Source organism: Actinotalea ferrariae (genome assembly GCF_019733465.1).
GTDB classification, from domain to species: Bacteria; Actinomycetota; Actinomycetes; order Actinomycetales; family Cellulomonadaceae; genus Actinotalea; species Actinotalea ferrariae_A.
Genome location: NZ_JACVQL010000031.1, coordinates 3,210 through 14,246, shown reverse-complemented (window position 1 = coordinate 14,246; position 11,037 = coordinate 3,210). Strand labels below are relative to the sequence as shown.

Sequence of the window (11,037 nt, the reverse complement as noted above, 5' to 3'; positions counted from 1 at the left end):
CACCGGGCCGTCGCCGCGCACGACGGCGCCGAGCGCGGACGGCACCGCACCCGCACGGCTCGCGCCGGCGCGGCCTCGTCGCCTCGGGCGCCGCGTCGCCGTCGTGGGCGTGCTGGTCGCCGCGCTGCTCCTCGCGTGGCCGATCGGCCTCGTGCTCTGGGCCGACGGCCGGCTCGAGCGTGTCCCGGCGCTCTCCGGGGCCGCGGACACCCCGGGCACCACCTACCTGCTGGCCGGCTCGGACGCGCGGGGCGACGGGGCGGTCCCCGAGGACGGGACGACCGGCGCACGCACGGACACGATCATGGTGCTGCACGTGCCGCCCTCGGGTCCGCCCGCGCTCATCAGCCTGCCCCGCGACACGTACGCGGAGATCCCCGGCAACGGCGCGAACAAGCTCAACGCCGCGTTCTCCTGGGGTGGCGCGCCGCTCCTGACCCAGACGGTCGAGGGCCTCACGGGACTCACCGTCGACCACTACGTCGAGGTCGGCTTCGGGGGGATCACAGGCGTGGTCGACGCCGTCGGCGGCGTCGAGCTGTGCCTCGACCGCGACGTGAACGAGCCGCTGAGCGGGCTCGTGTGGACCGCGGGCTGCCACGTCGCGGACGGCACCACGGCGCTCGCGTTCGCGCGCATGCGCTACGACGACCCGGAGGGCGACGTCGGCCGCGCGAAGCGCCAGCAGCAGCTCATCGCCGCGCTCAGCTCAGAGCTCGCGGACCCCGCCGTGCTGCGTGACCCGGGCGCTCAGGTCTCGCTCGTGCGTGCGGGCACGGACGCCCTCGCCGTGAGCGAGGGCACCGGCGCCCTGGACCTGGGCCGCCTGGCGCTGGCGTTCCGCCGCGCCACGGGTCCCGAGGGCATCACGGGCACCCCGCCGATCGCGAACCCGGACCACCGGCCCGGCGGCATCGGCTCGACCGTGCTCCTCGACCCCGAGCTCACGCCGGCGTTCTGGACGGGGATCCGGGACGGGACGCTGCCGCCCGGGCCGGTGGGCGGGCTGCCGCCGGTCGGCTGAGCCGCGCCTCGATCCACCGCCGCATCGGCGGGTTGACGCGCTTCTCGACGCCGTGGTGCACCAGCCACGCGAGCGCGAGGGACACGGCCGTCGCCGCCGCCAGCGTGAGCACGGCCGGCAGCCGGTCGTGCAGCAGGTGGATGGTCCACCACCCCCAGTACTCGTGCACGAGGTACAGCGGGTAGGTGAGGCACCCGACCGTGGTGAAGGCGCGGACGTCCCAGTGCTGCAGGCGGGTCAGCGTCAGCGCTGCCACCGCGGCGAAGCAGCCGACGACGAGCACGCCCAGCAGCACGGGCGACGGGTCGTACGCGGTGTTCCGCGTCAGGGAGGCCACCTGGGCCGGCACGATCGCGGCGACCGCGAGCGTCACGTTGAGCCCGAGCAGCGCCCAGGTGCCCCGGTCGTGGCCGTCGCGGTGGAGGAGGTACAGGAGCATGCCGCCCGCGAAGAGCGGTGCGTAGCGGCCCACCAGGAGGGTGGCGAGCCACTCGACGCCCGCGAGCTCCGCGAGCAGCGCGACCACGGGCCACAGCCCGGCGAGGGCGAGCACCCGGCGGCGCGTGATGCCGACGGCCGCGAGCACCACCACGAGCAGGTAGAACCGGAGCTCGGTCCACAGCGTCCAGTACACGCCGTCGACGTGCGCCACGCCCAGCGGCTCCTGGAGCAGCGTCGCGTTGACCGCGACCTGCCCCAGGGTGATGTCCTTGCCGTCGGGCCAGAGCACCAGCAGCAGGACGCTCGTCAGGAGCAGGGCCGTCCAGTACGACGGGAGCAGCCGCGCGAGGCGCGACGCGACGACGCCGGGGACCGTGCGGCCCCAGGCGGTCCAGAGGATCACGAAGCCGCTGATCACGAAGAACAGCTCCGGGGCGAGGGCGAAGTACGTCGTGACCTTGCCCACATCCGGGAACCGCTCGACCGGTTCGACGCCCCATGCGGTGCTCCACCGGGCCGTGAAGTGGTAGAGCAGGACCCCCGCGGCGGCGAGGAAGCGCAGGCCGTCGAGCGTCCGCAGACGCGGCGTCGCCGCAGGTCGGGGCGCTGTCCCGGTGGGCAGGCGCGCTCGAAGCGCGGCGATCGTGACCATTCCGTGACCGTACGACGGCCACGCGGGGACCGCCCGTCGAGGTGCACGGGCCCCGGTCGGCACTACGCCGAACGGACGACGCGAAGAACTTCACCCGGCGCCGCGGCGTGCCGATAGACCCCTCGTGACTGCCCGAGCCCTCGCCTCCCTCGCCGCTGCCGTCCTCGCGGCCACCGTCGCCGTCGTCCAGCCCGTGGGCGCGCCGCCGGCCGCCGCCGTCTCGGCCAACGCCGTCGACACGAGCACACGCGCGGCCGTGGACAGGGCCTACCTGGACCGCTGGGCTCCGGCCACGACGACGACGGCGACGTCGACCGCCGTGACGTCGACGTGCCAGCCGGGCGCCGTCGGCCGCGCGACCGCCGATGCCGCGATCGCGGCGTGGAACTTCGTGCGCGGCCTCGCGGGGCTCGACGCGGTCGCCGAGAGCACCGCGCTCGCCGACAGCGCGCAGCGGGCGGCGCTGACGTTCTCGGCGCAGGACGACATCAGCCACAACCCCGCGTCGACCTGGCGCTGCTTCTCCGCGGCGGGTCTCGACGGCGCCCGGAACTCCAACATCGGCATCGCCTGGGGCGGCCGGACGCCCACGGCGGCCGACCTCGTCAACGGGTACCTCACCGAGCGGCACGACGCGGGCACCGACCTCGGCCACCGCCGCTGGATGCTGCACCCGCCGATCACGACCACGGCCATCGGCGTCGCGAGCAACCCCGCGACCGGGTCGACGTACCGCACCAACACCGCCAACGCGATCCGCGTCATGGGCGTCGGCACGAACGCCGGCGCGTCGAACCCGTCCTGGGTGCCGTGGCCGACCGCGGGCTACTTCCCCGCACCGCTCGAGCCCTTCGGCCTGTGGTCCCTCACGTCACCGTCGGCCGGCGCCGACTTCTCCGCGGCGTCCGTGACTGTGACCGGGCCGAACGGCGCCCTCACGACGCAGAAGCTGGCCGCGAGGAACGGCTACGGCAACAACACGCTGGCCTTCCGCGTCGCGGGCGTGACCGCGCCCGTGGGCGCCGCCGAGTCGGTCTACACGGTGACGGTGACCGGGATGCGCGGGACCCCCACGGCCAGCCACTCCTACCAGGTCACGCTCTTCAACCCGGGCGCGCCGACCGTCACGCCGCCCGCGGCGACGACGGTCGACGTCGGCACCGTGGCGCGCCTGAGCGTCACGGTGCTCACCGGCCGGGACGGCGCCACGACCACGTGGCAGCGCAGCACGGACGACGGCGCGACGTGGACCACCGTCGCCGGCGCCACCTCGGCCACGTACTCCTTCACGGCCGCGGCGGGCGACGACGGGAACCTGTACCGCGCGGTCGTCACGAACAGCAGCGGCACCGTCACCTCGGCGGCCGCACGGCTCACGGTGATCACCGGCCCCGTGTTCACCACCCAGCCCCCGGACGCGACCTTCGCCACCGGCGGGTCCGTCACCCTCAGCCCCGAGCTCGTCGGCGTCGCGAACGCGTCCTACCGGTGGGAGCGTCTGGGCAGCACCTGGACCGCGATCCCCGGCGCGACCGCGCGCACGCTCACGCTGTCCGGGCTCCGCGCAGCGGACTCCGGGGCCCGTGTCCGGCTCGTGGTGACGACCAACCTCGGGACGACCACCTCGCGCACCGCGACCCTCACGCTCGACGACCGGTCGTACGTCCCGGTCGGTCCGGTGCGCGTGCACGACAAGCGCTCGGGCGTCGTCGGCGGCACCCCCACCTGCTTCTCCGTGACGGGGACCAGCACCGGCGTGCCGAGCGGCGCGACGGGCGTGGCGCTCAACGTCACGACCGTGCGCCCGGTCGCCGCCGGGCACGTCGTCGTCTACCCGGACACGAAGGGCGACGGCACCACGCCCGCGCCGGAGACCGCGACGGTGAACTTCGTGCCCGGCTCCGACGTCGGCAACGCGGCCCTGATCCAGGTGCCGGACAGCGGTCGGCTCTGCTACCTGACGCGGGGCGCGAGCACGGGCGTCGTCATCGACCTCACGGGCTACTACCTGCCCGGCTCCGGGACGTCGTTCGTCGTGCCGAGCCGGGTCGAGGACCGCACGGGCGTCGTCCCGGGAGAGGTCCGCACGGTGCAGGTGTCGGGCAGGAGCGGGGTCCCGCAGGGAGCCACCGCCGTCATCCTCAACGTCGCGGCGGCCGGCTCGCAGGCGCCGGGCAACGTGCGCGTCTGGGCGGCAGGCACCCCGGCGCCGCCCACCTCGACGCTCAACTACCTGAGCCCCGGTGACCGGGCCAACGCGGCCATCGTGCCGCTCTCGGCCGACGGCCGGCTGAGCTACCGTTCCGACACCGCGACGACCAACCGCGTCCGGATCGTGCTCGACGTCGTCGGCTACGTCGTCGAGACCCCCGGCTACGTGCCCGCCACCCCGGAGCGCCTCCTCGACACGCGCACGACCCGCCCGCTCGGCGCCCGTCAGCAGCTCGAGGTCTCGATCCCGTCGTCGGCTCCGCCCGGCACGACGGCGATGGTCCTCAACGTCGCGGGTGTCAGCCCGTCGAGCCTGGGGCACCTGCGCGTGTTCCCGTACCGCGGGGGCGGCACCCCGCCCGTCATGTCCTCGCTCAACTACATCCCGCGCGTCGACGGGGCGAACCTCGTCATCGCCGGCGTGGGTGACGACGGCAAGGTCAGCGTCTACACCGACCAGCTCCCGGGCGGGACCGTGCACGTCGTCGTCGACCTCGTCGGCTACCTGGTCTCACCGGAGGCCTGACCGACCGACCCGCCGGCCCGGTCCGTCGCCGCCGGGCCGGCGGGAGGATCAGGCGCCGAAGCCGGTGACGGCGCGCGTCCCGCCACCCGCGCGGGCGCGCAGCCGCTCGCCCTTGGCGTGCGCCTGCTCGCGCAGCTCGCCCTGGAACCCGACCATCCGTGCGCGCAGCGCCGCGGCGTCGTCGTCGGCCCCCGCGGCGAGGATGCGGACCGCGAGCAGCCCCGCGTTGCGCGCCCCGCCGACGGACACGGTCGCGACCGGGACGCCGGCCGGCATCTGGACGATCGAGAGCAGCGAGTCCAGCCCGTCGAGGTGCGCGAGCGGCACCGGGACCCCGATGACCGGCAGCGGCGTGACCGCCGCGAGCATGCCCGGCAGGTGCGCCGCTCCTCCGGCGCCCGCGATGACGACGCGCAGCCCGCGGTCGGCCGCCGAGCGCCCGTAGTCGACCATCTCCTGCGGCATCCGGTGCGCGGAGACGACGTCGACCTCGTGCGGCACGTCGAACTCGGCGAGCGCCTGCGCGGCGGCCTCCATCACGGGCCAGTCGGAGTCCGAGCCCATCACCACGCCGACGAGCGGTGCGCCTGCCATGTCCGTCCTCCTGCGGTCGGTGCCGCGGGTCGTCCGCGGCAGCGGTGTCCGGGGCCGGCCCCTCGCGGGCCGCTCCCACCCTCTCAGAGCGTCGGCAGCCCCTCGCCGCGCAGCAGCGCCGCGGCGGCCACGGCGCGCGCACGGACGTCGGCGAGGTCGTCCCCGCTGACGGTGACATGGCCGAGCTTGCGCCCCGGGCGGACCTCCTTGCCGTAGAGGTGCACCTTGGCGGCCGGGTCGGCGGCGAGGACGGCGGGCAGCGCGTCGGTGAGCCGCTCGAGCGTGCTGCCGAGCACGTTCGCCATGACGGACCACCGCGCGCGCGGCGAGGTCTCGCCGAGCGGCAGGTCGAGCACGGCGCGCAGGTGCTGCTCGAACTGGCTCGTGACGGCGCCGTCGATGGTCCAGTGACCCGAGTTGTGCGGGCGCATCGCGAGCTCGTTGACGAGCACGCGGCCGTGCGCCTCCCCGCTGCCGGGGGCTACCTCGAACATCTCGACCGCCAGGACGCCCGTGACGTCGAGGCCCTCCGCGACGGCGAGCGCGGCGTCGACGGCGGCCTGCTCGAGCCCCGGCTCGAGCCCGGGCGCGGGCGCGACCACCTCGGCGCACACGCCGTCGCGCTGGACGGTCTCGACCACGGGCCACACCCGGACCTCGCCCGAGGGGCGCCGCGCGAGCAGCACCGCGAGCTCGCGCGTGAACGGCACCTTCTCCTCCGCGAGGAGCGCCGGACCGCCCGTGCGCGCGGCGGCGAACCACTCGGCCACGTCACCGGCGTCCCGCACGACCCGCACGCCCTTGCCGTCGTAGCCGCCGCGCACCGTCTTGACCACGGCCACGCCGCCCACGTCCGCGAGGAACGCCGTGAGGGCGGCCTCGTCCTCGACGGGCGCCCAGCGGGGGCACGGCACGCCGAGGTCGCTCAGGCGCCGGCGCATCGCGAGCTTGTCCTGCGCGTGCAGGAGCGCGCCCGGTCCGGGCCGCACGGGCACGCCGGCGCGCTCGACGGCGGCGATCGTCGCCGCCGGGATGTGCTCGTGCTCGAACGTCAGGACGTCCGCGGCCGGCGGGCCGGCCACGAGCGCGAGCACACGGGCCTCGTCCTGGGGCGTGCCCACAGGCGCATCGGTCACCACCTGGGCGGCCGACGTCGTCGGCGCCTCGACGAGCACCCTGAGGCCCACGCCCAGCGCAGTCGCCGCGGGCGCCATCATCCGGGCCAGCTGACCGCCGCCCACCACCGCCACCGTCGTCACGACGGCGGAGCCTAACAACCGGTCCGGGGCCGGGCCGCCCCCGCCCACATCGAGGGCGCGGCGCGACCGGCGGAGCAGCGCGCGCCCCGCGGGTCGGCTCACGCCCGGCTGCGCCGGAGCCTGCCCTTGCGCGCCGAGACGAGCGTCCCGCGCGGCAGCACGAGCTCGGGGTCGAGCGTCTTGGGCACGCCCGCCAGGAAGATCGCGAACACCGGCGGCCGCCGCTGCGCGAGCTCGAGCCGGCCGCCGTCGGCCGCGACGAGGTCGCGCGCGAGGCCGAGGCCGAGGCCCGTGCCCTTGCCGGACGTCACCTCGCGCTCGAAGATCCGCGGCGCGAGCTCGTCGTCGACGCCCGGGCCCTCGTCACCCACCTCGATCACGACGGCACCGCTCGGCCCGGACGGCCGGGCCCGCACCGTCGTCGTGCCGGCGCCGTGGACGAGGGAGTTCTCGATGAGGGTCGCGAGCGCCTGCGCGAGCGCACCGGGCGTCGCGAGCACCGCCATCCCCGCGGGCACCTCGACGACGAGCCGGCGGTTCGCCGACGTGAACGACGGCGTCCACTCCTCGCGCTGCTGGTCGACGACGTCGCGCAGGTGCACCGCCTCGGTCGTGCCGCCCTGCGCCCGGCGGGACCGGGCGAGCAGGTCGTCGACGACCGTCACGAGGCGTTCGACCTGCTCGAGCGAGATCCGGGCCTCCTCGCGGACCTCCTCCTTCTCCGTCGCGAGCGAGATCTCCTCGAGCCGCATCGTCAGGGCGGTCAGCGGCGTACGGAGCTGGTGCGACGCGTCCGCGGCGAACTGCCGCTCGGCCGCGAGGCGCCCCGCGAGCCGGTCCGCGCTGCGCGCGAGTTCCGCGGCGACGAGGTCGATCTCCTCCACGCCGGACGGCTCGAGCCGCGGCCGCACCTGCCCGCTGCCGAGCTGCTCGGCGCTGGCCGCGAGGTACACGAGCGGCGCCGCGAGCCGCCGGGCCTGCCACAGCGCCATGCTGATCCCCGCCGCGAACGCGACGGTCGACGCCGCGACCACGAGGCCGACCGCGCGTGCGGACCGCCAGAAGACGTCCCACCAGGAGATGGAGAGCAGCACGACGGCGCCGGAGTCGGTCCGCACCACCCGCGGGTACGCGCGACCCTCGACCGGCTCGCCCGCCTGGAACCGCGCACCGTCCGCGGTGACGACGGACACCGACGCCGCGAGGTTGCCGTCACCGCCGACGTAGACCTCGAGCAGGTCGTCGTCGAGCGGACGGTCGGTCGCGAGCCGGCTCTCGACCTGACGCCCGAGCGCCGCGGCGCGGTCGCCGAGCTCGCGGAGCTCGGTGTCCCGGACGAGCTGGGCGCCGTAGAAGGCGAGGGGGATGCCGAGGAGCACGACCGCGACGGTGACCGCCGCGATCGTCGCCTGGAGGACGCGACGGCGCATCGCCCGAGGTCAGCCGGCGCGGGTCTCGAAGCGGAAGCCCATGCCGCGCACCGTCGAGATGTACGTGGGGGCGTTCGCATCGTCGCCGAGCTTGCGACGCAGCCAGGAGACGTGCATGTCCAGCGTCTTGGTCGACCCGTTGGGGTCCGAGTCCCACACCTCGCGCATGAGCGCCTCGCGCGGGACCACGGAGCCCGCGTCGCGCACGAGCACGCGCAGGAGGTCGAACTCCTTCGCCGTGAGGTGCAGCTCGCGGTCGCCCTGGAACGCGCGGTGCGCCGAGAGGTCGAGCCGCACGTCCTGCGCGGTGAGGTCGTCCTCCTCGGTGCCGTCGGTGTGCGAGCGGCGCAGGAGCGCCCGCACCCGGGCGAGCAGCTCGGCGAGCCGGAAGGGCTTGGTGACGTAGTCGTCCGCGCCCGCGTCCAGCCCGACGACGAGGTCCACCTCGTCCGCGCGGGCCGTGAGCACGAGCACGGGGGTCGTCAGGCCGTGCTGGCGGATCCACCGGGCGACGTCGAGCCCGTCCATGTCCGGCAGGCCGAGGTCGAGGATCACCATGTCCGCGGCAGGAGCCGCGTCGATGGCGCCTTGACCCGTCCCTTGCACGACGACCTCGTAGCCCTCGCGGCCCAGGGCCCGTGCCAAGGGTTCGGCAATGGCGGGGTCGTCTTCTGCCAAGAGAACCTGGGTCATGGCGTCATGCTAGGTCACGTCGACCCCTGGTGGGCCAGCCCCTCCGCCGCGAGTCGCGGGGTCCACCCCCGGACGGAGGACGCGACGGGACGACGTCGGACCGCGGGCCGACGTCGTCCGCGGAGCCCGCACCTAGGCTGGCCGGGTGCACTGGTGGGAACGGGTCGGGACGTGGGACGACTCCCACCGCCTCCCCGTCGACGCGCTCGGGACCGCGCTGCTCGCGCTCGTCCTCGTGCCCACCGCGGGCGCGGTCGCGTACGGCCAACCCAGCTCGGGCGGGCTCGAGGTGCCGATCACGATCCTCATGCTGGCGCCCCTGGCGTGGCGGCGCGTGTGGCCCGCGGCCTCCGCGGCGGCGGTCTACGCCGTCGCGCTGATCCACATGCTCATGGGCTACCCCATGATCCTGCCGACCGACCTGCTCGTGCTCGTCGCCCTCTACTCCGTGACGGTGCACGGACCGGTGTGGGCGTACCGGACGGCGATCGGCGGGGCGCTGGCCGGCTCGGTCCTGCTCGGCGTCGTCCTCCTCGCGAGCCAGAACTCCGTCGAGGCGGCGATCGGGGTCGCGTTCGTCGTCTCGCTCCTCACGTCGACGACGTTCGCGTTCGCGCTCGTGCGGCGCTCGCGCCGCGAGCGGGTCGACTCGCTCGTCGACCGTGCTCGTCGGCTCGAGATCGAGCGGGACCAGCAGGCGCAGCTCGCGACGTCGGCCGAGCGCACGCGCATCGCGCGCGAGATGCACGACATCGTCGCCCACTCCCTGTCGGTGATCATCGCCCAGGCGGACGGCGGCCGGTACGCCGCGGCGACCGACCCGGCGGCCGCCACGCGGTCCCTGACCACCATCTCCGAGACCGGACGCGCGGCCCTGGCGGACATGCGCCGCCTGCTCGGCGTGCTGCGCCCCGAGGTCGCGCAAGCGGCGGGCGCGGGTGCTCCGGCTGGCGCGGGTGGCGCCGCCGGGACCGGCGCGCCGTCGTCCGCCGCACCCCAGGCGCCGGCCGTGGCCGACCTCACGCCGCAGCCCGCCGTCGACGACATCGCGCACCTCGTCGAGCAGGTCCGCTCCAGCGGCGTCCGCATCTCGCTCGTCCGCATGGGGCAGGACCGTCCGCTCCCGCCCGGGACCGGCCTGACCGTCTACCGGATCTGCCAGGAGTCGCTCACCAACGTGCTCAAGCACGCCGGACCCGGCCCGACGGTCACCGTGCTCCTCCAGTGGACGCCCGCGTCGCTCGTGCTCGAGGTCAGCGACGACGGCCGCGGCGCCGCCGCGCAGGGCGGGGACGGCGCGGGGCAGGGCGTCCTCGGCATGCGCGAACGGGCTGCCATGCTGGGCGGCACGGTCGCCGTCGGACCGCGGCCGGGCGGCGGGTTCCGCGTCCGCGCGGAGATCCCGCTGCCCCCGCGGCCGGCGGACGCTGCCGGCACGAGCAGCACGAGCAGCACGAGCAGCACGAGTGGCACGAACGGCATGGAGGAGACGGCGTGAGCGTCGGGAGCACGGGTACGACGGGCACGTCCGGCACCGCCGGACCGGCCGGGACCGAGGGTGCGCCGGGCGGCGTCATCCGCGTCGGCCTGGTCGACGACCAGCAGCTGGTCCGCGCCGGGTTCCGGATGGTGATCGACTCCCAGCCGGACCTCGAGGTCGTCGTCGAGGCCGGCGACGGCGCGGAGGCGCTCCGCAGGCTCTCCGTCGTCCAGTGCGACGTCGTCCTCATGGACGTGCGCATGCCGAACCTCGACGGTCTCGCCGCGACCGCGCGCCTCACCGCGACCGCCTCGCCCATCCCGCGCGTCGTTGTGCTCACGACCTTCGACCTCGACGAGTACGTGCTGTCGGCGATCCGGGCGGGTGCGAGCGGGTTCCTGCTCAAGGACGCGCCGCCCGAGGAGATGCTCGCGGCCATCCGGACGGTCCACGCGGGCGACGCCGTGATCGCGCCGTCGAGCACCCGTCGCCTGCTCGAGCACCTCGTCACGGCTCTGCCGGACGCGGACGAGCCGACGCCGCACCCGGGCCTGGCCGAGCTCACCGAGCGCGAGCGGCAGGTCCTCGTCCTCATGGCGCGCGGGAGGTCGAACACGGAGATCGGCAACGACCTCTACGTCGCCGAGGCGACGGTCAAGACGCACGTCGGCCGCATCCTCGCCAAGCTCGGCGCGCGCGACCGGGTGCAGGCCGTCGTCACGGCGTA

9 protein-coding genes are annotated in these 11,037 nt (G+C 75.4%); 4 read left to right on the top strand and 5 right to left on the bottom strand.

What is annotated here, in order from left to right; all coding sequences use genetic code 11:
* A partial coding sequence (locus tag ICW40_RS03090; protein WP_260458713.1) for an LCP family protein occupies window positions 1-1,024 on the top strand: 1,024 nt, incomplete at its 5' end.
* Here the strand turns inward: ICW40_RS03090 and ICW40_RS03085 are convergent.
* Window positions 945-2,117, bottom strand: a complete 1,173-nt coding sequence (locus ICW40_RS03085; protein ID WP_221652366.1) for an acyltransferase family protein — start codon at window positions 2,115-2,117, stop codon at window positions 945-947. The two genes, ICW40_RS03090 and ICW40_RS03085, sit on opposite strands and share 80 nt — an antisense overlap.
* 124 nt (window positions 2,118-2,241) lie before the next feature.
* Here ICW40_RS03085 and ICW40_RS03080 point away from each other — a divergent pair, with 124 nt between their 5' ends.
* Window positions 2,242-4,854: a CAP domain-containing protein gene (locus tag ICW40_RS03080; RefSeq protein ID WP_221652365.1), complete on the top strand. Its 2,613-nt coding sequence runs from the start codon at window positions 2,242-2,244 to the stop codon at window positions 4,852-4,854.
* A gap of 48 nt (window positions 4,855-4,902) precedes the next feature.
* Here the strand turns inward: ICW40_RS03080 and purE are convergent, their stop codons facing one another.
* From purE to ICW40_RS03060, 4 genes are all read right to left on the bottom strand, one after another.
* Window positions 4,903-5,448, bottom strand: coding sequence for a 5-(carboxyamino)imidazole ribonucleotide mutase (gene purE / locus ICW40_RS03075; RefSeq protein ID WP_221652364.1), 546 nt, complete (start codon window positions 5,446-5,448; stop codon window positions 4,903-4,905).
* 83 nt (window positions 5,449-5,531) lie between these two features.
* Window positions 5,532-6,665: a 5-(carboxyamino)imidazole ribonucleotide synthase gene (locus ICW40_RS03070; RefSeq protein WP_260458716.1), complete on the bottom strand. Its 1,134-nt coding sequence runs from the start codon at window positions 6,663-6,665 to the stop codon at window positions 5,532-5,534.
* Between the two features lie 140 nt (window positions 6,666-6,805).
* Window positions 6,806-8,137, bottom strand: coding sequence for an ATP-binding protein (locus ICW40_RS03065; RefSeq protein ID WP_221652363.1), 1,332 nt, complete (start codon window positions 8,135-8,137; stop codon window positions 6,806-6,808).
* A 9-nt stretch (window positions 8,138-8,146) separates the two neighbouring features.
* Entirely contained in the window at window positions 8,147-8,830 is a 684-nt protein-coding gene (locus ICW40_RS03060; protein ID WP_221652362.1) for a response regulator transcription factor, read from the bottom strand.
* A 145-nt stretch (window positions 8,831-8,975) separates the two neighbouring features.
* Here ICW40_RS03060 and ICW40_RS03055 point away from each other — a divergent pair, with 145 nt between their 5' ends.
* The gene (locus ICW40_RS03055; protein WP_221652361.1) at window positions 8,976-10,328 is read left to right on the top strand and encodes a sensor histidine kinase; all 1,353 of its coding nucleotides are present in this window, start codon (window positions 8,976-8,978) and stop codon (window positions 10,326-10,328) included.
* Window positions 10,329-10,405: 77 nt separating this feature from the next.
* A partial coding sequence (locus ICW40_RS03050) for a response regulator transcription factor (RefSeq protein ID WP_308121596.1) occupies window positions 10,406-11,037 on the top strand: 632 nt, incomplete at its 3' end.